This window comes from Polaribacter sp. (genome assembly GCF_965660385.1).
GTDB lineage: Bacteria > Bacteroidota > Bacteroidia > Flavobacteriales > Flavobacteriaceae > Polaribacter.
Genome location: NZ_CBFHZT010000011.1, coordinates 65,360 through 87,938, shown reverse-complemented (window position 1 = coordinate 87,938; position 22,579 = coordinate 65,360). Strand labels below are relative to the sequence as shown.

At 30.8% G+C, this 22,579-nt stretch carries 19 protein-coding genes and 1 pseudogene; 13 read left to right on the top strand and 7 right to left on the bottom strand.

What is annotated here, in order from left to right; all coding sequences use genetic code 11:
• The 7 genes and pseudogenes from ACTG3V_RS05465 to ACTG3V_RS05435 form a co-directional block, all read left to right on the top strand.
• Nucleotides 1-720 (top strand): annotated as a pseudogene (locus tag ACTG3V_RS05465) (amino acid dehydrogenase); the annotation flags it as partial.
• A 15-nt stretch (nucleotides 721-735) separates the two neighbouring features.
• Nucleotides 736-2,151, top strand: coding sequence for a sodium:proton antiporter NhaD (gene nhaD, locus ACTG3V_RS05460; RefSeq protein WP_439131129.1), 1,416 nt, complete (start codon nucleotides 736-738; stop codon nucleotides 2,149-2,151).
• A gap of 142 nt (nucleotides 2,152-2,293) precedes the next feature.
• Nucleotides 2,294-2,983, top strand: coding sequence for a MotA/TolQ/ExbB proton channel family protein (locus ACTG3V_RS05455; protein ID WP_439131128.1), 690 nt, complete (start codon nucleotides 2,294-2,296; stop codon nucleotides 2,981-2,983).
• 8 nt (nucleotides 2,984-2,991) lie between these two features.
• The gene (locus ACTG3V_RS05450) at nucleotides 2,992-3,459 is read left to right on the top strand and encodes a hypothetical protein (RefSeq protein ID WP_439131127.1); all 468 of its coding nucleotides are present in this window, start codon (nucleotides 2,992-2,994) and stop codon (nucleotides 3,457-3,459) included.
• 3 nt (nucleotides 3,460-3,462) lie between these two features.
• Complete coding sequence (locus tag ACTG3V_RS05445; RefSeq protein WP_439131126.1) at nucleotides 3,463-4,107, top strand: ExbD/TolR family protein; 645 nt, start codon at nucleotides 3,463-3,465, stop codon at nucleotides 4,105-4,107.
• A gap of 21 nt (nucleotides 4,108-4,128) precedes the next feature.
• Complete coding sequence (locus ACTG3V_RS05440; RefSeq protein ID WP_439131125.1) at nucleotides 4,129-4,596, top strand: ExbD/TolR family protein; 468 nt, start codon at nucleotides 4,129-4,131, stop codon at nucleotides 4,594-4,596.
• A gap of 84 nt (nucleotides 4,597-4,680) precedes the next feature.
• Nucleotides 4,681-5,355, top strand: coding sequence for a porin family protein (locus tag ACTG3V_RS05435; RefSeq protein WP_439131124.1), 675 nt, complete (start codon nucleotides 4,681-4,683; stop codon nucleotides 5,353-5,355).
• Here ACTG3V_RS05435 and ACTG3V_RS05430 read toward each other — a convergent pair.
• The 3 genes from ACTG3V_RS05430 to asnS form a co-directional block, all read right to left on the bottom strand.
• Nucleotides 5,350-5,886 (bottom strand): hypothetical protein, encoded by a 537-nt coding sequence (locus tag ACTG3V_RS05430; RefSeq protein ID WP_439131123.1) that lies wholly within the window; start codon nucleotides 5,884-5,886, stop codon nucleotides 5,350-5,352. The two genes, ACTG3V_RS05435 and ACTG3V_RS05430, sit on opposite strands and share 6 nt — an antisense overlap.
• Before the next feature lie 62 nt (nucleotides 5,887-5,948).
• Nucleotides 5,949-7,406, bottom strand: a complete 1,458-nt coding sequence (gene rpoN, locus ACTG3V_RS05425) for an RNA polymerase factor sigma-54 (RefSeq protein ID WP_439131122.1) — start codon at nucleotides 7,404-7,406, stop codon at nucleotides 5,949-5,951.
• A gap of 84 nt (nucleotides 7,407-7,490) precedes the next feature.
• On the bottom strand, nucleotides 7,491-8,924 hold the full coding sequence (gene asnS / locus ACTG3V_RS05420) for an asparagine--tRNA ligase (RefSeq protein ID WP_439131121.1): 1,434 nt from the start codon (nucleotides 8,922-8,924) through the stop codon (nucleotides 7,491-7,493).
• Between the two features lie 141 nt (nucleotides 8,925-9,065).
• On the opposite strand from asnS, the gene ACTG3V_RS05415 reads away from it, so the two are divergent.
• A complete protein-coding gene (locus ACTG3V_RS05415) occupies nucleotides 9,066-10,079 on the top strand; it encodes a hypothetical protein (RefSeq protein ID WP_439131120.1) in 1,014 nt (337 codons plus the stop codon).
• Nucleotides 10,080-10,083: 4 nt separating this feature from the next.
• On the opposite strand, the gene ACTG3V_RS05410 is transcribed toward ACTG3V_RS05415, so the two are convergent.
• From ACTG3V_RS05410 to pyrH, 4 genes are all read right to left on the bottom strand, one after another.
• A complete protein-coding gene (locus tag ACTG3V_RS05410; protein WP_439131119.1) occupies nucleotides 10,084-10,812 on the bottom strand; it encodes a LuxR C-terminal-related transcriptional regulator in 729 nt (242 codons plus the stop codon).
• A gap of 230 nt (nucleotides 10,813-11,042) precedes the next feature.
• Complete coding sequence (locus ACTG3V_RS05405; protein WP_439131118.1) at nucleotides 11,043-13,409, bottom strand: efflux RND transporter permease subunit; 2,367 nt, start codon at nucleotides 13,407-13,409, stop codon at nucleotides 11,043-11,045.
• Between the two features lie 85 nt (nucleotides 13,410-13,494).
• Nucleotides 13,495-14,049, bottom strand: a complete 555-nt coding sequence (gene frr, locus ACTG3V_RS05400; RefSeq protein WP_439131117.1) for a ribosome recycling factor — start codon at nucleotides 14,047-14,049, stop codon at nucleotides 13,495-13,497.
• A gap of 22 nt (nucleotides 14,050-14,071) precedes the next feature.
• Nucleotides 14,072-14,782, bottom strand: coding sequence for a UMP kinase (pyrH, locus tag ACTG3V_RS05395; protein ID WP_439131132.1), 711 nt, complete (start codon nucleotides 14,780-14,782; stop codon nucleotides 14,072-14,074).
• Between the two features lie 226 nt (nucleotides 14,783-15,008).
• On the opposite strand from pyrH, the gene tig reads away from it, so the two are divergent.
• The 5 genes from tig (at nucleotide 15,009) to ACTG3V_RS05370 (ending at nucleotide 22,518) form a co-directional block, all read left to right on the top strand.
• Entirely contained in the window at nucleotides 15,009-16,331 is a 1,323-nt protein-coding gene (gene tig, locus ACTG3V_RS05390) for a trigger factor (RefSeq protein WP_439131116.1), read from the top strand.
• A 153-nt stretch (nucleotides 16,332-16,484) separates the two neighbouring features.
• Nucleotides 16,485-17,144 carry an ATP-dependent Clp endopeptidase proteolytic subunit ClpP gene (clpP, locus tag ACTG3V_RS05385; RefSeq protein WP_439131115.1) on the top strand — a complete coding sequence of 220 codons (660 nt, stop codon included), beginning with the start codon at nucleotides 16,485-16,487 and terminating at the stop codon, nucleotides 17,142-17,144.
• Between the two features lie 76 nt (nucleotides 17,145-17,220).
• Nucleotides 17,221-18,456, top strand: a complete 1,236-nt coding sequence (gene clpX, locus ACTG3V_RS05380) for an ATP-dependent Clp protease ATP-binding subunit ClpX (protein WP_439131114.1) — start codon at nucleotides 17,221-17,223, stop codon at nucleotides 18,454-18,456.
• 152 nt (nucleotides 18,457-18,608) lie between these two features.
• Nucleotides 18,609-19,787 carry an AIR synthase related protein gene (locus ACTG3V_RS05375; RefSeq protein WP_439131113.1) on the top strand — a complete coding sequence of 393 codons (1,179 nt, stop codon included), beginning with the start codon at nucleotides 18,609-18,611 and terminating at the stop codon, nucleotides 19,785-19,787.
• 184 nt (nucleotides 19,788-19,971) lie between these two features.
• Nucleotides 19,972-22,518 carry an adenosylcobalamin-dependent ribonucleoside-diphosphate reductase gene (locus tag ACTG3V_RS05370; protein ID WP_439131112.1) on the top strand — a complete coding sequence of 849 codons (2,547 nt, stop codon included), beginning with the start codon at nucleotides 19,972-19,974 and terminating at the stop codon, nucleotides 22,516-22,518.
• The last annotated feature ends 61 nt before the right edge of the window (nucleotides 22,519-22,579 follow it).

The window sequence follows — 22,579 nt, the reverse complement described above, 5'->3', positions numbered from 1 at the left end:
CCAGATATTTCTAAAAAATATACCATTGCAGATATGTTAACCGGTTATGGAGTTGCAGAAGCTGTAAGGCATTATTATGATATTTATGGAGGTGAAATAAAAGGCAAAAGAGCCATTGTACAAGGATTTGGTAATGTTGGTTCTGCTGCAGCTTATTATCTTACAAAATTAGGTGCTAAGGTAGTAGGTATTATAGATAAAGATGGGGGGTTAATCAATGATAAAGGTTATTCTTTAGAAGAAATGACACAGTTATTTTTAACAAAGAATGGTAATAAATTATCAGCAGATGATATGATTCCTTTTGATGAAATTAATACGAAAATCTGGAAATTACCAGCAGAAATATTTGTTCCGGCTGCAGCTTCAAGGTTGGTTTCTCAAGAGCAAGTACAACAAATGATTGATACAGGTTTAGAGGTAATTTCTCCTGGTGCTAATGTGCCTTTTGCAGATAAAGAAATTTTCTTTGGTCCAATTATGGAGTATGCAGATAGCCATTTAAGTTTATTACCCGATTTTATTTCCAATTGCGGCATTGCAAGAGTTTTTGCTTATTTAATGGAGGCAAAAGTAACCTTACCAATGCAAGATAAAGCCATATTTGAAGATACATCAAACATCATAAAAAAGGCATTACAAAAAACATTTAAAAAGAGTGCTGCTAAAACAAACATTTGTTCTACAGCATTTGAAATAGCATTAAAACAACTAATTTAAAGTAAATTAATAGATATGGAATCAGTGATTATTATTGTATTTGTAATGGGTTATTTAGCAATTACCCTAGAGCATAATTTAAAATTAGATAAATTAATCCCAGCCTTAATTATGATGGCGGTTTGTTGGGCCATTGTAGCTTTAGGGGTAGATTCTTTTTCCAATTGGTTTGATTCCGCAAATCATGGTTTGGTAGATGGTTTTGCTTCAATGGTGCACGATGATAAAATGCACATCGTAGAAGAAACTTTATTACATCACCTAGGTAAAACCGCAGAAATATTAGTGTTCCTTTTAGGGGCAATGACCATTGTAGAAATCATTGATTATTTCGATGGATTCTCAACAATCAAAAGTTTTGTAAAAACAAAAAACAAAAAAAGTATTCTTTGGATCTTTTCAATCTTAGCGTTTATATTATCTGCAATTATAGACAACTTAACAGCAACGATTGTTTTAATTTCAATTTTACAAAAAATTGTTAAAAATAGAGACGAAAGAATTTGGTTTGCAGGTTTAATTATTATTGCTGCTAATGCTGGTGGAGCATGGTCACCTATTGGAGATGTAACCACTACAATGCTATGGATAGGAAACAAAGTAACCACGCTTAAGTTAGTAGAGTACTTATTAATTCCTTCATTATTATGTATGGCAGTACCAGCTTTTATAGCAAGTTTTTTACCTGCTTTTAAGGGTCAAATAGATGTTGATGAAAGTGATGAAGTTGATAAACCTAAAAGTCCTCACAGTGCAAGAATGTTGTATTTAGGTTTAGGAGCTATTGTGTTTGTACCTATTTTTAAAACCGTAACACATTTACCACCTTATGTTGGTATGATGCTGTCTTTAGCAATTGTAGCTACATTTGCAGAAATTTATAGCAATTCTAAATTTTCAATATCAAGTGCAGAAGGTGAGCAAGCAGAAGAGCATGCATCTGGTGCACATCACAGTCCTGTACATGCATCATTATCTAAAATAGAAATGCCAAGTATCTTATTTTTCTTAGGTATTTTAATGGCTGTAGCAGCTTTAGAATCTCTAGGAATTTTATTTAATTTTGCATCAACTTTACAAGATACAGTACCAATGATGGGTACAGAAATGCACACAGAAGGTACTGCAGGGGTGTCAGATTTAGTAGTAATGTTATTAGGTGTTGGTTCAGCAGTTATCGATAATGTACCTTTAGTAGCAGCAAGTTTAGGAATGTTTTCTGAACCTTTAGATAATGAATTGTGGCATTTTATCGCTTTTTCAGCGGGTACAGGAGGTAGTATGCTAATTATAGGTTCAGCAGCTGGTGTAGTAGCTATGGGTATGGAGAAAATTGATTTCTTTTGGTATTTTAAAAAAATATCTTGGTTGGCATTAATTGGTTTTGTGGTAGGTTCAGCTACTTTTATGATTACAAGAACACTTTTTTAATTAAGATACAAAAAAACATGAAAATGTCATTTTTTAAATTACAGAATGGCATTTTTTTTGATATAATATTACAGATTCCTTTACATCTGAAACAATTTAAAAAAAGAACAGTCGTTAATATATAAACCTAAAAGAGAATTGAATGATAACATTTTTTCAAGAAAATAAAGACTTGTTAAACGAAGCTGTACAAGAAGAGAAAACACTTTCTATCTATAAGTTAATTATGGATGGTGGTTTAGGTGGACAAATCATTATCGCTTTACTTTTTGTATTGCTAGCTATTGCCTTATATATTTATTTTGAACGATTTTTTGCCATAAAATCGGCATCTAAAGTTGATAAGAACTTTATGAATCAGATAAAGGACTTTGTAACGAATGGAAAATTGGAATCTGCTGATGCACTTTGTAAAAGTAAAAACACACCAACAGCAAGATTAATAGGTAAAGGAATTTCTAGGATAGGTAAACCTTTAGACGATATCAATACAGCTATTGAAACCGCAGGAAAATTAGAAGTTTATCAATTAGAGAAAAACGTTTCTTGGATTTCTTTATTTATTGCACTTGCGCCAATGCTTGGTTTCATGGGTACTGTAATTGGTATGATTGGAGCATTTAATGATATTGCTGTTGCAAATGATATTTCTCCAGCCGTAGTTGCAGGAGGTATTAAAGTAGCCTTATTAACAACCGTATTTGGTTTAATTGTGGCTATTATTCTTCAGATTTTTTACAATTATATTGTTGCTAAAATTGACAGTATTGTAAATAATATGGAAGATGCATCTATCTCTTTGGTAGACTTATTAGTAAAGTATAAAAAATAATATTCAATATGAAAAGTAATAAAATTTTAAATATTGGAATTACTTTAATTGCACTTATTGGAGGTATTCTTTTTATAAGAATATTTTCAGAAGATGCAGAAGTAATAGAAACCAATGTTGATGTGCAAAATAGTTTGGTTAGTCCGCTTATTTCATTTTCATTTTGGTTGTTTATTGCGGGTGTTGTAATTACAATATTGTTGTCTCTTTGGAGTTTAATTAGAAACCCAGAGAACTTAAAGAAAACTTTAGGAGGTTTAGCAGTTTTAGCTGTATTGCTATTTATTGCATACTTCTTATCAGATAGTGCAGTTGTTTATGATGCAAATGGACTAAATGTTTTACCAGGTGGAGAAGAGGGCTCATCTACAAACAGATGGGTAGGAGCTGGAATATGGTATAGTACCATATTGTTAATAATAGCTGGCTTATTCTTTATTTGGGATTTATTAAAAGGATTAGTTAAACCAGCATAAAATATGGCAAGAAGAGAAAATCCAGAAATTAACGCAGGTTCTATGGCAGATATTGCTTTTCTGTTATTAATTTTCTTCTTAGTAACTACTACCATGAATGTAGATTCTGGGGTGTCTAAGAAGTTATCAGAAAAGCCGCCACCAGATTATGTTCCACCTGTAATTAAAGAGAAAAATATTTTCGAGGTAAATATCAACAGAAATAACGAACTTCTTGTTGAAAACGAACCAATGCAAATCAAGGATATTAAAGAGGCAGCTCTTAAATTTATTGATAATGGTGGTGGAATTGGTAAACCTGACGAAGATGGTACACCAGGTAGTCCATGTGATTATTGCCAAGGTGAAAGAAGTGATAAATCTTCAGATCACCCAAATAAAGCTATTATCTCTGTTCAAAGTGATAGAGGTACAGATTATGGAGTATATATTCAAGTTCAGAATGAGCTTTTAAGAGCTTATAGTGAATTAAGAAATAGACTCTCTAAACAGCGTTATGGCATATCTTTTGATGAATTAGAAGAACAATACAAAGATTCAAAGAAGAGTGCAGATACTAAGAAACTATCTGAGCAATTGAAATTAAAAGTGGAAGATATCAAAAAAGCATATCCTCAAATTATTTCTGATGCTGAGCCAACTTCTTAATTAAATTTAAAACAAGAAACTATGTCTAAATTTAGAAAAAAGAAAAAAGGAATACCTGCTGTAAATACAGCAGCCTTACCAGATATCGTTTTTATGTTACTATTCTTTTTTATGGTTACTACAACCATGAGAGAAACAAATTTAGTAATTGAAAACCCAAGATTACCAAGTGCAACTGAAATTAAAAAGTTAGAAGACAAAAGTTTGGTGAGCACTATCTATGTAGGTAAATCTAAAGATCCTAATAGAGATGGGGTAGGATATAATAAAATTCAGTTAAATGATAAAATTTCAACTGCTGATCAAGTGCCAGCTTTTATTTTTAGCAAAAGAGATAAGTTAGCAGAGGCTTTACATCCTTTTATGACTACTTCTATTAAAGCGGATAAAGAGTCTAATGTGGGTACTATAATTGATATAAGATTAAAATTAAGAGATGTAAATGCTCTTAAAATTAATTACTCTTCAACAGCACCAGCTAAGAATTAATTACATTATACTATATTTTAAAAAGGTTAACTGATAAAGTTAACCTTTTTTTATTTTTGTATATTTAATACTTACAACTTTAGAATGAAAAGAACAGTTTACTTTGTTTTCTTAATTTGCTTTGTGTCAAATTTTTTTGCACAAAAAGATTCTTTACAATTGGGTACAAAGTATGCAGAAGATCAAATATATACTTCTATTTCTTATGCCCAGCTTTACAATCAACCTTTGCCAATAAGTAAAAGTAGATTTTCTTACGCGCTCTCAATTGGTTTTATGAAAGATATTACCCTAAATAAGCGTGGTAATATTGCTGTAGCTTTAGGAGTTGGTTATGGTTTCGATTTTTTTAATCACCAATTAAAAGTTGAAGAAATTAATGGTTCAACTAATTTTAGTGCGGTTCAAGGCTCAATATCTAACGTTTTTAAATCGCACAATTTTGAATTGCCTTTAGAGCTAAGATGGAGAACATCAACCGCTAAAAAATATGATTTTTGGCGTGTTTATGCAGGTGTTAAATTTTTGTACAACCTTAGAAATAAGTTTGAGTTTGAAGAAAATTTGAATACTATTTCATATGTTAATGTGAGTAGCTATAACCAATTTCAATATGGGTTAACACTTTCTGCTGGTTTTGATGAATTTAATGTGAATCTTTTTTACAGTTTAACCCCAATATTTAACGATGCAATTATTAATGGGGAAGCAATTAACTCTTCTATTTTAAAATTTGGTTTAATATTTTATATTTTATAAAATATAATTTAGAACTATAGGTGTTAACATCCCTAAAAAAAAACCAATATATATTTCTTTTGTGGTATGGGCTTTTAAGTGAAGCCTTGCGCTTGCTAATACACCTGATAAAAGAAAAATTATCATGATAACTAAGGCATATGATTGTGAATAATTGTTGCCCAAAACCATAAAAAAGCCTGCAGAAATACCTAAAGAGAGTAAATGTATACTTGCTTTAATTTTGAAAAAGAATAAAATGTAAACCAATAATAATCCTATAGAAGTAGCATAAAAAAGTAAACTAATATCTCTTAAGTTTACGGCATTATTCATAGTATTACCCATCAGGTAAAATAAAATAACCATTAATGCTATTGGTAATTTTCTTTCTTTAATACTTTCTGTTTTATAGGATTTAATAATTTTTAATCTTTTAAAAAGAATAAGTATCAATAGGGGCACTAAATATGTAAAAATAAACACTACGCTTAAAACCATAAATTTTTGATTGCCTAAGTAATGATTTGTAGTCAATAAAAAATACAGCATAATGCCAATGGTAGGAATAACAATTGGGTGTAATATGGTTGATATGAATTTATAAAATCGCACTAAATCTCTTTGCGTAAACGTGCAACAGGTAAATCTAATTGTTCTCTATATTTTGCCACAGTTCTTCTGGCAATAGGATACCCTTTTTCTTTTAAAATTTGCGATAATTTTTCATCTGTTAAAGGTTTTTTCTTGTCTTCTTCAGCAATAACAGTTTCTAGTATTTTTTTAATTTCTTTGGTAGACACATCTTCACCTTGATCATTTTTCATAGATTCTGAAAAAAATTCTTTAATCAACTTTGTGCCATAAGGTGTAGAAACATATTTACTATTGGCAACTCTAGATACTGTAGAAACATCCATGTTAATTTTATCAGCAATATCTTTTAAAATCATGGGTTTTAATTTACGCTCATCACCAGTTAAAAAATAATCATACTGATAGTGCATAATCGTGTTCATAGTTACTAAAAGAGTTTGTTGACGCTGTTTAATAGCATCTATAAACCATTTTGCAGCATCTAATTTTTGTTTGATAAAAAATACTGCATCCTTTTGAGATTTACTTTTTGTTTTAGATTCTTGATAGCCTTTTAACATGTTATTATATTCTCTCGAAACGTGTAATTCTGGTGCATTCCTAGAATTTAATGTTAAGTCTAACTCCCCATCTATAATTTTGATAGAAAAATCGGGAACAATTTGTTCTGCTATTTTATTATTACCAGCGTAGGAGCTTCCTGGCTTTGGATTAAGTTTTGAAATTTCAGTATTTACAGCTTTTAATTCCTCTTCAGAAATACTAAATTTTTCTAATAATTTTTTGTAATGTTTTTTAACAAAATGATCGAAAGCTTCTTCTAAAATTTCAATTGCTAAACTTCTAATTTTAGTATTTTGTTTCGATTTTAACTGAATAATTAAACATTCTTTAAGGTCTCTTGCACCAACACCAATAGGATCTAATGTGTGAACAGCTTTTTTTAATACGGCGATTACTTTTTCTTCTGTTGTAAAAATATTAGCTGTAAATGCTAAATCATCAACCAAGTCAATAATTTCTCTTCGTATATAACCACTATCATCTATACTACCCACTAAAAACTCAGCAATGGCTTGTTCTTCTTCGTTTAAGCTATAGGTGTTCAGTTGATTTTTTAAAGATTGATGAAAACTAGTACCTGCAGCATATGGTACGTTTTTTTCTTCATCATCAGATGAATAATTATTTGCCTGAGTTTTATAGTTCGGTATTTCATCATCACTTAAATACTCATCAATATTTATGTCTTCAGCATCTATTTTTTCGGTACCTGTATCATCATATTCATTCGATAAATCATCATCAAAAGAGTCTGTTTCATCTTTACCAGTGTCTAATGCTGGGTTTTCTTCAATTTCCTGCTTTAAACGCTCTTCAAAAGCCTGAGTAGGCAATTGAATTAGTTTCATCAACTGTATTTGTTGAGGAGATAATTTTTGAAGTAATTTATATTGTAAACTTTGCTTTAGCATATAAACAAATATAAGAAATCGCTTAAAATAAAATCGCCATTCTTTAAGGAATGACGATTTATAAATTAAGATAGCTACTTTTTTTTAGAACTCCGCATTTTGTGGTGTTCTTGGAAAAGGAATAACATCTCTAATATTATTCATTCCAGTAACAAATTGAACGAGTCTTTCAAAACCAAGGCCAAATCCTGAATGCACTGCAGTACCATATTTTCTTAAATCTAAATACCACCATAATTCTTCTTCTGGAATGTTTAATGCTTTCATTTTTTCAACCAAAACTTCATATCGCTCCTCTCTTTGAGAACCTCCTACAATTTCGCCTATTCCAGGGAAAAGTACATCCATTGCTCTTACCGTTTTTCCATCATCATTTAAACGCATATAAAAAGCTTTGATGTTTGCAGGATAATCAAATAAAATTACTGGACATTTAAAGTGTTTTTCTACCAAAAATCTTTCGTGTTCAGATTGTAAATCTGCTCCCCAATCATTGATAGGAAACTGGAATTTTTTCTTTTTATTTGGTTTAGAATTTCTTAAAATATCTATAGCTTCTGTGTACGAAACGCGTTTAAAATTATTATCTACGACAAATTTTAATTTTTCAATTAAGCTCATTTCGCTACGTTGCGCTTGTGGCTTGCTTTTTTCTTCTTGTGTTAAACGTTGGTCTAAAAATGCCAAATCATCTTTACAATTTTCTAAAATATTGTTGATAACAGATTTTATAAAATCTTCTGCTAAGTCCATATTTCCTGCCAAATCCATAAAAGCAACTTCTGGTTCAATCATCCAAAATTCTGCTAAATGACGAGTTGTATTTGAGTTTTCGGCTCTAAACGTTGGTCCAAAAGTGTATGCTTTACCTAAAGACATTGCAAAAGTTTCAGCTTCTAACTGGCCAGAAACGGTTAAGTTGGTTTCTTTGCCAAAGAAATCTTTAGAATAATCAATTTTACCATCCTCTGTAACAGGTGCTTTATTGTCTTCAAAATTGGTAACTCTAAACATTTCTCCTGCACCTTCTGCATCAGAACCTGTGATTATAGGTGTATTTACATAGTTGAAACCATTTTCTTGAAAATATTTATGAACCGCAAAAGATAGTTTAGAGCGTACACGCATTACAGCACTAAAGGTATTGGTTCGCATTCGTAAATGTGCATTTTCTCGCAAAAACTCGAAACTATGTTTTTTGGGTTGAATAGGGTATTCTTCTGGATTTGAATCTCCTAAAATAGTTATTTCAGTAACTTGAACTTCAATGTTTTGTCCCTTTCCTTGACTTTCAACTAGTGTTCCTTTTATAGCTATGGCTGCACCAGTTGTTATTCTTTTTAGGGTGTTTTCGTCTGTTTTTTCAAAATCGATAACACATTGTATATTTTTAATAGTAGAACCATCATTTAAAGCAATAAAACGATTACTTCTAAAAGTTCTTACCCAACCTTTTAGCTCTATTTCTTGTAAAAGTGCATTAGAATTTAAAATTTCTGCAACATTTTTCTCTATCATGTTATATAATCTTTGATTGATTTTTTCTCTAAAATTTACTAAAACGTAAAGATACTTTTTTTGATGGAAAGTTAAGAAAGGATTTCGTACCGATTTTAAAATTGGGTAGAATAATTTATATTTGAGAATAATTACATTGCTATGAAAAATACAATTACATTTAAAAAAGTTTTACAGCAGCTTAAAGCAGATTTAATAGGTAAAGATTCACATAGAGGTATAACCCTAACTTATGCCTGGATGGCAAATCAGTTTGGACATATTTCTTTAGGTTTTATACCCTCTTTTTTAGTTTGTTATTTATCTAAAAACAACGCTTTAGCTTCTGCAGTTATGGTTTCTTTATTTTGGTTAGGGTTTGAAATACTTAATTTCTTAGTGCCATTAATTTACAAAAAACCTAGCTATGCCTTTAAGCCAAAATGGCTAAATATTACTTTTGATACCTTTACTGACGTATGTTTTTTTGCTTTGGGTGCATTTTTATTCAGCCTGATAGCCACAAAAAACAATAATGAAACCACAGTTATTGTTCTTTCTGTGTTAGGCGTTTATTTGATATTTGCATCACGATATTGGTTTTTAACGAAAATGTATCAGTCAAATGCTAAATATCCATTTCAATTTAGGTTGAGTCAGTGGAATTTAAAAATCAATCAAAAACATATTGATATTGTAGAAAAATATAAAAAATCTGAATCAACAGATGGGAATCATTTACTAATTTATGGTGATTATGGCACAGGTAAAACAAGTTTAGGAGTTGGTATTTTAAACGAACTCAGTATCAAAAACAATTCTTGTTTATATAAAAACGGAATTAAAATGTTTAATTCTTTTTTTGACGAGGGCAAAATAAATGACCAAGAAATCTGGAACTGGAGAACTGCTGATTATTTATTAATAGATGATATAAACCCTAGTAAACCTATTGAAGATGAGTTGATTTCGCCAAAAAAAATGTTAAGTTTTATAGATGCTTTACAACCCAAAAACCAAAAAAATAGAGAAACCTTAAGTGCTAAAAATGTAATTTGGGTGTTAGGGAGTAAGCCTGCTTTAGTGAGTAATAGTCAAGATTATTGGAAAGATTTAGTAATGGAGATTGGTGTAGTAGAAAGTAAAATTTTTACAATTAATTTATCAGATTGCTAAATACCTATAAAATATGATTATCGTAAGCAAAACTGATTAAGTGAGGTAAACTCTTTACATTAAAACGTTTATACATAGGTATTATCCTTTTTTCAATAGCAGATTGACTTACACATAGTTTATCTGCAATTTCTTTAAATGCATATCCTTTAGCAGCTAATTCTAAAGCTTCTTTTTCTTTTCTAGAAATTCCTAATTCATTAAATAATTGTGTGTTTAAGGTGTCTTCAAAACCCGATTTCTCAGGTCCGTATGCTGCATATTGCATAATATTTCCCAATCTTTTTGAATGAATTCTCTCAGAAATTCCAATAATTTCTAAAATATTGCCTTTGTAAGATTTGTAAATACCTACCCTAGATAATAGTGGTACAACAGAACCATTCTTATGAATTTTTTCAACTTCTATAGTGAAGCTATATTTTTCTAAATCTTTCTTTTTATTTTTTAAGAATTGTAAACCTTTGTCATTAAGTTCATTAGAAAAATTAAAATGTCTTTTAGATGTACAACTTACTATTTTTAAGAGTGTAATTTCTTCATCTTTATAACCTAATAATTCTTCCCAACCATTGGCAAATACCATTCTGTTTTTTTCAAAAGAGTAAATGTAAACTGCTTGCCCAATAAATTGAGGAACTTTTTCCTTATATTCTTGATAAGTGGGGTCATTAATATCAAAAGGAATATTTGATATCCGATCTCTAGTGTATTTTCCAAACCTCTCTTTCATAATACAATTATAATAAAAACTGCGTAATAACACAGTTGATTTATACTAAATTGTGTTATAAATTTGTATAACTATTGAAAAAGAATGTTTTTAACTTAAAGTTGCTATGAAAAGGAATTCAAAAAATTTGCTGTGAAAAAGAATTTGAATTGCTAAAATTCAATCCTCCCCCAATTAAAATTGTTTAGAAACCTTTATCAGATATTATTTGATAAAGGTTTTTTAATGCTCTATTTTTCTTCGTTTGGAGGTATAATTTTAATTTTAGGTTCTTTAAATACTTTTTTATTCGCAATTTTCTTCTCGAAAGTCAATAGTAAAGAAGGTAAGAGCAGTAAGTTAGAAACCATAGCTAATAATAATGTTATGGATACTAAGCCACCTAAAGCTATTGTACCTCCAAAACTAGAGAGTGTAAAAGTTAAAAAACCAAAGAATAGTACAATGGAAGTGTAAAACATACTAATGCCAGTTTCTCGCAAAGCACCATATACAGAAGGCTTTATTTTCCATTTGTTGGCAATCAATTCTTGCCTATATTTTGCTAAAAAGTGTATGGTATCATCTACAGAAATGCCAAAAGCAATACTAAACACTAAAATTGTAGAAGGCTTTATTGGGATATCAAAAAAGCCCATTAAACTAGCCGTAATTAACAAAGGAAGGATATTTGGTAATAAAGAAATGATAATCATTTGTGGAGACCTAAACATCCACGCCATAAATAAGGCAATTAATACAATAGCGAGCGATAATGATATCACCAAATTGGTAATTAGGTAATTAGTACCTTTAATAAATACCAAAGCTTTACCAGTTATAGAAATATCAAATTTTTCTGCAGGAAATTCTTTTGCAATTACAGATTGTAATCGTTCTTGAATTACTTCCATTTTATCGGTACCAATGTCTTTCATAAAGGTGGTGATCCTTGCATAACGTCCTGTAGAATCTACAAAGTTTTTAAGCATACCAGCATCGCTATTGGTGTTTTTTGTATACGCAAAAATATAGCTTTGCTCTTGAGTTGAGGGAAGTTGATAGTATTTTGGGTTGCCTTTATAATAAGCTTGTTTGGAGTATTTTACTAAGTTTACAACAGATACAGGTTTAGATAATTCCGGGAAAGATTCAATGGTTTCATTAATTTTATCCATCTTTTTTAAGGTAGATAATTTCATGACTCCTTTTTCTTTTTTGGTATCAATAAAAATTTCTAAAGGCATAATGCCTCCAAATTCTTTTTCAAAGAATTTAATATCTTTATAAAAGCCCATACTTTTAGGCATATCTTCTATAAGCGTACCAGAAACTCTAATTTTATAAACTCCAATAATACCTAAAACAATAATAATAACAGTTGCAAAGTAGATAGTAATTCGTTGATCTCTAACCGTTTTTTCCATCCAATCTACCACATTTTCAATCCATTTTCTTTCTAAATGATTCAAATGTTTCTTTTTAGGCAATGGCATAAAACTGTAAATTATAGGAATAATTAACAGTGCCAGGATAAAAATACTAATGATGTTTACAGAAGCTAAAATTCCGAATTCTCTCAATAAATTACTCTTTACAAAAACAAAGGTTGCAAAACCAGAAGCTGTTGTAATATTGGTCATTAATGTAGCATTACCAATTTTAGAAATTACACGTTGTAAAGCCTTAGCTTGCTGACCATGTTTTTTAATTTCTTGTTGGTATTTGTTGATAAGAAAAACGGCATTAGGTACACCAATTACAATAATTAAAGGAGGTATTAAGGCAGATAATACTGTAATTTCATATCGAAACCAACCAATAAAACCAAAGGCCCAAGTAACCCCAATCATTACCACTAAAAGTGTGATAAATGTAGCTCTAAAAGACCTAAAGAATAAAAAGAAAATAACTGCAGTAATTAATAAGGCGCCACCTACAAAAATTCCAATTTCGTTTTGAATGTTTTGAGCATTAAGTGTTCTAATATAAGGCATTCCAGAAACTCTAACATCTAGATTGTTATCTTTCTCAAATTGTTCTATAATCGGAATTAGCGTATTAAAAATAAAATCCCTACGAATAGGAGTGTTTATAATCTCTTTTTTGATGTAAATAGCAGTCTGTAACGTTCCTGTTTCTTTATTAAAAAGTAGGTTATCGTAAAAAGGAAGTTTTTCAAAAAGTTGTTTTTTGATGGCTAAAACATCATCACTTGTTTCAGGATTGTTTTTGTATAAAGGTTCTAATACAAATTTTCTTTTTTTCCTATCTGCCTTTAATTGTTGCACATCTGCAATAGAAATGGTAAAATCAATTTCTTCTAAATCATCAAACTGATTTACCAAATTGTTCCAAGCGTTAAATTTTTGTGGTGTAAATACTGTAGAATCTTTAATGCCTAGAATCACAAGATTGCCTTCTTCACCAAAAACTTCTAAAAATTTATTGTATTCTAAATTGGCTTCGTGATTTTCTGGAAGTAGATTTGCCTCTGTATAAGAAAACTTCATATACTGCATTTGCGAAGCTAACAAACCTGTAATGATGGCAATACCTAATAAAACCAAGAAGCGGTTTCTTAAAATAATACCTGCGACTTTTGTCCAGAAATTCATTCAAAAAAATTTGCGCAAAGGTACGTAATTTGAAATAGGCAGTAAAAAAAAGAGGTGTTAAAACACCTCTTATAGTAAATTATAATTAGATGGTAAGAATTTCTTTCTCTTTAACGGCTAATTTATCATCAATGAGTTTTGTAAAAGTATCCGTTAACTTTTGTACTTCGCTTTCTGCTATTTTTAGCATATCTTCAGAAATATCTAATTTCTTTAATTCATTATTGGCTTCTTTACGATCGTTTCTCACCCCAACTTTAGCCTCTTCTGCTTCAGCCTTTGCTTGCTTTGCTAAATTTTTTCTGCGCTCTTCGGTTAAAGGTGGTACGTTAATCATAATAACATCACCATTATTCATAGGGTTAAAACCTAAATTCGCAATTTGAATAGCTTTTTCAATTTCTTGAAGCATATTTTTTTCCCAAGGCTGAATGCTTAGCGTTCTTGCATCTGGTGTATTTACATTGGCAACTTGTGCTAATGGCGTTTGAGAGCCATAATAATCAACCATTACTGTGCTTAACATTGCAGGTGTGGCTTTACCAGCTCTAATAGATTTTAATTCTTTTTCTAAATGAGCAATAGCACCATTCATAGCTTCTTTAGCTGTATCTAAAACAAATTCAACTTCTTCGTTCATCTTTCTAAATTTAAAAATTTATTTATAAAACATCAACTACAGTACCAATTTTTTCTCCTGAAACCAGTTTTATAAGGTTGCCAATTTTATTCATATCAAAAATAATAATCGGTAATTTATTTTCTTCGCTTAACGTAAATGCAGTCATATCCATTACTTTTAAGCCTTTCTCAATAACATCTTTAAAAGTTATCGTATCAAACTTAACTGCGTTTTTGTCTTTTTCTGGGTCTGTATTATATACACCATCAACTCTTGTGCCTTTTAGAATAGCATCTGCTTGAATTTCAATAGCTCTTAAAACAGCTGCTGTATCTGTCGTAAAATAAGGGTTTCCAGTACCTGCTCCAAAAATTACAACACGTCCTTTTTCTAAATGGCGAATTGCTTTTCTTTTAATATATGGTTCTGCAACCTCTTTAATTTCTAAAGCGGTTTGTAAACGAGTATGTATGTCTTCATCTTCTAAAGCACTTTGTAAAGCCAAACCATTAATACAGGTTGCTAACATTCCCATGTGATCTCCTTGCACTCTATCCATACCATTACTAGCACCAGCAACTCCTCTAAAGATGTTTCCACCACCTATAACTATGGCAACTTCGATACCTAAATCTACAACTTGTTTAATTTCTTTAGCATATTCTGCTAAACGTTTAGGATCAATACCATACTGTCTGTCACCCATTAAGGCTTCACCACTTAATTTTAAAAGAATTCTTTTATACTGCATTTTGTTTGGTTGTTTAAAAATTCTCATGGTAGAGAATTTGAGTTGTGCAAAATTAAGTATTTTTTTTATTTATACTCAAATCACTGCTATAGTTTTAGTTTTTAATTTGTTATACAATTTTTAAAATGAAACGAAAAATACTGAAATAGAAGTGTTTAAAGACTTGGTAAATCAATTAAATTGATTAATTTTGCAGTCGATTTTTTAAGAAATATATTAATAAGAAATGAATATTACAAAAGAAAACGTAGACGCATTAAATGCAGTTGTAAAAGTTGATATTGTTGCTGAAGACTATCAAGCAAAAGTAACAGTAGTATTAACAGATTACCGTAAAAAAGCAGATATTCCTGGATTTAGAAAAGGACACGTACCAATGGGTATGGTTAAAAAGCAATATGGTAAATCTGTTATGATTGATGAAGTGAATAAGCTTTTACAAGATTCTTTAAATAAATTTATAACCGAAGAGAAGTTAGATATTTTAGGTAATCCATTACCTAGAATTCAAGACGATTTTAATTGGGATGCTGAAACTTTTTCTTTTGAGTTTGAATTGGGTTTAGCTCCAGAATTTGAAATCGATTTATCTGAAAAAAACAAAATTAAACAATATAATATTGTTGCAACAGAGGAGTTGATTGATGAAGAGGTAAAGAACATTCAAACGCGTTATGGAAAAATGAGCGCTTTAGATGAAGCTACTGAACATGCTAATGTTACAGGTACCTTTGTAAATGAAGAAAAAGAAATCAATAAAAAATCTACTTTTTTAGTAAACGACTTAAAAGGGAAGAAGAACGAAAAGAAAGTAATTGGTGCTAAAGTAGGTGATGTAATTGAATTAGAAACGAAGAAGTTATTCGAAGACGATCATAAATTACAACACATTTTAGGGGTTTCTCATGATGATATTCACGATTTAGATGTTACTGTAACCTTAACTGTAGAAGAAATTACCAAAACTGAACCAGCCGAATTAGATCAAGAATTATTCGACAAATTATTTGCTGACGGAAGCGTTTCTACGGTAACTGAATTAAGAGAAAAAATTAAGGAAGATGCAGAAAAGCAATTTCAACAACAAGGAGATCAACAATTATTAAATGCTGTACAAGAGTATTTAATAGAAAATACCAAGTTCGATTTACCAGCTGAGTTTCTAAAAAAATGGTTGCAAACTGCAGGAGAAAAAGAATTAACTGCTGATGAAGCTATTGCTGAATACGAAAAATCTGAAAAAGGGCTACGTTACCAATTAATTGAAGGTAAGCTTATGAAAGATAACGATATTAAAATCGATTATCAAGAATTGGTAGAGTACGCTAAAGGATTTATTAGAACACAAATGGCACAGTTTGGTAATATGAATCCAGAAGAAGAAGAGTTAAACAATATTGCGGGTAGAATTTTACAAAACCAAGAAGAAGCTCAAAAATTGCAATCGCAATTGATTAGTCAAAAAATGTTGACTTTCTTTAAAGAAAATATCAACTTTAAAACAAAAGAAGTTTCTTACGAAGATTTTATTAAAGAAGTTTACAACTAAACATCGTTTATTTGTCATTCTGAACTTGTTTCAGAATCTTACAATAAATTAAAACCTGAGCTTTTAGTTCAGGTTTTTGCTTTTAAAGTCTAACATAATATTAAGAGAAATGTTCTTATCTTTACACAACCAATTATTTAAATGAATATAGAAATGGATTACGGAAAAGAGTTCGAAAAATACGCTACAAAACATCATGGAATTAGTAGTACTTCTTATACAAAAATAACAAGTAGTTTAACGCCATATATTATGGAAGAACGTCAAATGAACATCACTCAAATGGATGTTTTTTCACGTTTAATGATGGATAGAATTATCTTTTTAGGAACAGGTATTAACGATCAAGTTGCCAACATTATACAAGCACAATTATTGTTTTTAGAAAGTGTAGACGCTAATAAAGATATTTCAATTTATATCAATTCTCCAGGTGGTGGAGTTTATGCTGGTTTAGGTATTTACGACACTATGCAATTTATAAAACCAGATGTTGCTACAATTTGTACAGGTATGGCTGCTTCTATGGGCGCTGTTTTAATGTGTGCAGGAGAAAAAGGAAAACGTTCTGCTTTGCCACACTCAAGAATTATGATTCACCAACCTTTAGGGGGTGCTCAAGGTCAAGCTTCTGATATTGAAATTACGGCTAGAGAAATCTTAAAGTTAAAAGACGAATTGTATGCCATAATTGCAAATCATTCTGGGCAAACTGTAGAGAAAGTACACAACGATTCTGATAGAGATTATTGGATGAAAGCAGACGAAGCCAAAGAATATGGTATGATCGACGAAATCTTAACTAGAAAATAAATAGTATTTAGTTTTTGGTTGATGGTTTTTGGTTTTTAATCAAAAACTACCAACTAATAACCAAAAACCAAATTAAATGTCTAAAGAAGAAAACTTAGAATGTTCGTTTTGCGGACGTAAAAAAGCAGAAACAGACTTACTAATAGCAGGTATGGATGCCCATATTTGCGATAAATGTATAGAACAGGCACATGGTATTGTAGAAGAAGAAATTTCTGAGTCTAAATCAAGTTCACTTGCTAAAGATTTAACCCTAAAAAAACCACTAGAAATTAAAAATTTTCTAGATCAATATATTATTGGGCAAAACGAAACCAAACGTGCAATGGCTGTTGCTGTGTACAATCATTACAAAAGATTGTTACAAGAAAACACAGATGATGACGTAGAAATTGAAAAATCAAACATTGTTTTAGTAGGTGAAACTGGTACAGGTAAAACCTTAGTGGCTAGAACCATTGCCAAAATGTTAAATGTACCTTTTTCTATTGTTGATGCCACTGTATTAACACAAGCAGGTTATGTTGGTGAAGATGTAGAAAGTATTTTAAGTAGATTGTTACAAGCTGCAGATTACGATGTAGAAAAAGCACAAAGAGGTATTGTTTTTATTGATGAAATTGATAAAATTGCCAGAAAAGGCGATAATCCTTCCATAACAAGAGATGTTTCTGGAGAAGGTGTACAACAAGCTTTGTTAAAATTATTAGAAGGTGCTGTTGTAAATGTAGCTCCAAAAGGAGGTAGAAAACACCCAGAACAAAAATTTATAGAAGTAAATACTAAAGATATTTTATTTATTGCTGGAGGGGCTTTTTCTGGAATTGATAGATTGATTAGCAAGCGTTTAAACAGACAAGCCGTAGGTTTTGGAGCATCTTTAGAAGATGATAAAATAAACGAAGACAATTTATTGCAATACATAACGCCTTTAGATTTAAAATCTTTTGGATTAATACCAGAAATTATTGGTCGTTTACCAGTGTTAAGTTATATGAACCCTTTAGATGCAGAAACTTTACGCGCAATTTTAACAGAACCAAAAAATTCAATCATCAAACAATATGAAAAGTTGTTTGGTATGGATGATGTAAATTTTACTATAGACGAAGAAGCATTAAACTACATAGTAGGTAAAGCAGTAGAATACAAGCTAGGTGCAAGAGGTTTACGCTCTTTATGCGAAGCTATTTTTACAGATGCAATGTTCGATTTGCCAAGTTCTGATCAAAAAGAATTTAATGTATCTAAAGAATATGCAAAATCAAAATTATCAAATTCAACATTAAAAAAATTAAGAGCTGCCTCTTAAAAAATAACGAAATGAATTTTAAAGACCTTAACTATTTAAACAAATACTTAAGGTCTTTTTTAGTTTCATAAATCTCATTACAAACATTCATTGCTGTTTTTTGCATTTTATATCATCAAAAAACTAAATTTGCAACATCAAGATAAAACGATATGAGCCAAGAAGTTTCTAAAAGGTATGCACAAAGAGGTGTTTCTGCATCAAAAGAAGATGTACACAATGCTATAAAGAATATAGATAAAGGATTATTTCCAAAAACATTTTGTAAAATAGTACCCGATTATTTAACAAATGATGACGATTATTGTTTGATAATGCATGCAGATGGTGCAGGTACAAAATCTTCTTTGGCATATATGTATTGGAAAGAAACTGGAGATATTTCTGTATGGAAAGGCATTGCACAAGATGCTTTAATTATGAATATTGACGATTTGTTGTGTGTAGGTGCTACAGATAATATTATGTTATCTTCTACCATTGGCCGAAATAAAAGTAAAATTCCTGGAGAAGTTTTATCAGCAATTATAAACGGAACAGAAGAATTAATTGAAGACTTAAAAAAATTCGGAGTAACCATTCATTCTACTGGAGGAGAAACTGCAGATGTTGGCGATTTGGTAAGAACAATCATTGTAGATTCTACAGTAACTGCTAGAATGAAACGTACTGATGTTATTGACAATGCTAATATTAAAGCTGGTGATGTAATTGTTGGTTTAGAATCTTTTGGTCAAGCAACTTATGAAACAGCGTATAATGGAGGTATGGGTTCTAACGGATTAACTTCTGCAAGACATGATGTTTTTCATAAATACTTAGCAGAAAAATATCCAGAAAGTTTTGATGCTGCTGTTCCTTCAGATTTAGTGTATTCAGGAAATACAAAGTTGACAGATAAAGTTGAAAACTCACCAGTTGATGCAGGTAAATTAGTATTGTCTCCAACAAGAACGTATGCACCAATAATTAAAGAAATTTTATCAAAATTCGATTCAGAATCTGTACACGGAATGATACATTGTTCTGGTGGTGCACAAACAAAAATTTTACATTTTGTTGATGATTTACATATTGTTAAAGATAATATGTTTCCAATTCCGCCTTTATTTAAATTGATACAAGAACAATCTAAAACCGATTGGAAAGAAATGTATCAAGTATTTAATTGTGGACATAGAATGGAGTTGTATGTATCTCCAGAAATTGCAGAAGATATTATTGCAATCTCAAAATCTTATAATGTAAATGCACAAATTGTTGGTAGCGTAGCAACTTTCGAAAGCAAAAAACTTACCATTAAAAGTGAGTTTGGAACATTCGATTACTAATGATTTACAAATCGTAAAATTAAATTATTTGTTAACTTTTTAATGTTGATAAGTTTGTAGGTATTTGATTTTTAATACCTTAGGTATTTTTATTCAAAATCTCATGATAATTGTCATCTTTTAAGTTTTGTGTTTTAGTGAACTTCACACCACTTTAACATCAACTTAAAACACAATTTTCATCATGAATTCCAAAGCCCTACTCACGCCTAAAAAAAAGGTGACTAGGGAAGAAGCTTTACAAGCTTCTCTCTCTTATTTTAATAACGACGAACTTGCTGCAACTGTTTGGATTAACAAATACGCTTTAAAAGATTCTGATGGGAACTTATACGAAAGTTCACCTAATGACATGCATCAAAGAATAGCAAAAGAAATTGCTCGAATTGAACAGAAGTACACAAATCCTTTATCAGAATCAGAAATTTTTGAGGTCATTAAAGACTTTAAATATATTGTTCCTCAAGGGAGTCCAATGGCTGGAATAGGAAATCCGTTTCAAATTGCATCGCTTTCTAATTGTTTTGTAATTGGCAATAATGGTGATTCAGATTCTTATGGAGGAATTCTAAAAATTGATCAAGAACAAGTACAGTTAATGAAACGTAGAGGAGGAGTTGGTCATGATTTATCACACATTCGTCCAAAAGGGTCTCCTGTTAAAAACTCAGCTTTAACATCAACAGGAATAGTTCCGTTTATGGAGCGTTATTCCAATTCTACAAGAGAAGTAGCTCAAGATGGTAGAAGAGGAGCTCTTATGTTATCGGTTTCCATTAATCATCCAGATGCAGAAGATTTTATTGATGCCAAATTAGAACAAGGAAAAGTTACAGGTGCTAATGTTTCTGTAAGAATTGATGATGCTTTTATGAAAGCCGTAAAAGCAGATGAAAAATACACACAACAATATCCAACTTTTAGCAATGAACCTTCATTTACCAAAACCATTCAAGCTAAAAATATTTGGAAAAAAATTGTCCATAATGCATGGAAGTCAGCAGAACCAGGAATCTTATTTTGGGACACAATTATCAACGAATCTGTACCCGATTGTTATGCAGATTTAGGCTATAAAACAGTTTCTACAAATCCGTGTGGAGAAATTCCATTATGTCCTTACGATTCTTGTCGTTTGTTGGCAATCAATTTATTTTCTTATGTAGAAAATCCGTTTACGAAGCAAGCAAATTTTAATTTTGAATTGTTTAAAAAACACATTGTTATTGCTCAAAGAATGATGGATGATATCATCGATTTAGAACTAGAAAAAATTGATGGAATTTTGGCTAAGATAGATGCAGATCCAGAAAAGGACGAAGTAAAGGCGACCGAGAAAAATTTATGGTTAAACATCAGACAAAAAGCTTATGAAGGTAGAAGAACAGGTATAGGGATTACAGCAGAAGGAGATATGTTAGCAGCTTTAAATATTAGATATGGAAGCAAAAAAGGAATCGAATTTTCAACAAAAGTACATAAGGTTTTAGGGGTAGAAACTTATAGAGCATCAGTAAATTTAGCTAAAGAAAGAGGTGCTTTTTCTATTTTTGATGCAGACAGAGAAAAAGAGAATCCGTTTATTTTACGATTAAAAGAAGCAGATAGTAAATTGTACTATGAGATGTTAGAATACGGCCGAAGAAATATTGCTTTGTTAACCATTGCGCCTACAGGAACTACAAGTTTAATGACGCAAACTTCTTCTGGTATTGAGCCTGTGTTTTTACCTGTCTACAAACGAAGAAAAAAGGTAAATCCGAATGATAAAAACATTCGTGTAGATTTTGTGGATGAGGTTGGTGATTCTTGGGAAGAATATGTTGTTTTTCATCATCGATTTAAACAATGGATGCAAGTAAACGGAATAGATACCAATAAAAATTATTCGCAAGAAGAACTGAATGATTTGGTAAAAAAATCTCCCTATTATAAAGCAACTTCTAACGATATCGATTGGTTGAGCAAAGTAACCATGCAAGGAGCAATCCAAAAATGGGTAGATCATTCTATAAGTGTTACCGTAAATTTGCCAAATACCGTTTCTGAAGATTTGGTAGGAGAGTTGTATGTAAAAGCTTGGGAAGTAGGTTGTAAAGGGGTTACTGTGTATAGAGATGGTTCGCGTTCTGGAGTTTTAATTTCTACGGATGAAAAGAAGGAGGAGAAAACGACGGTTAACTTTTCTAAAAAACGACCTGAAAGGCTAGAAGCAGATGTGGTTCGTTTTCAAAATCAGAAAGAAAAATGGATTGCTTTTGTAGGTTTGGTTGATGAGAAACCTTATGAAATTTTTACTGGTTTGGTAGATGATGAAGACGGAATTCTAATTCCAAGATGGGTAGAAAAAGGACTCATTATTAAAAGTAGAAATGAAGACGGAACTTCACGTTACGATTTTCAATATCAAAATAAAAGAGGCTATAAAACCACTATAGAAGGATTGTCGCATAAGTTCAATCCAGAATTTTGGAATTACGCAAAACTCATTTCAGGAACTTTACGTCATGGAATGCCAATTGATAAAGTAATTGATTTGATTCATAGTTTACAGTTGGATAGTGCTTCTATAAATACTTGGAAAAACGGTGTGCAACGTGCTCTAAAACGTTATGTTGCAGATGGTACAAAAGTCAAAGGACAAACTTGTGATAATTGTAATTCTACAAAATTAATTTACCAAGAAGGCTGTTTAACTTGTAATGATTGCGGATCTTCTAAATGTGGGTAATCATTTTCTAGCATATAAAAAAACCTCCAAAATAACATGTTGTTTTGGAGGTGTTTTGTGT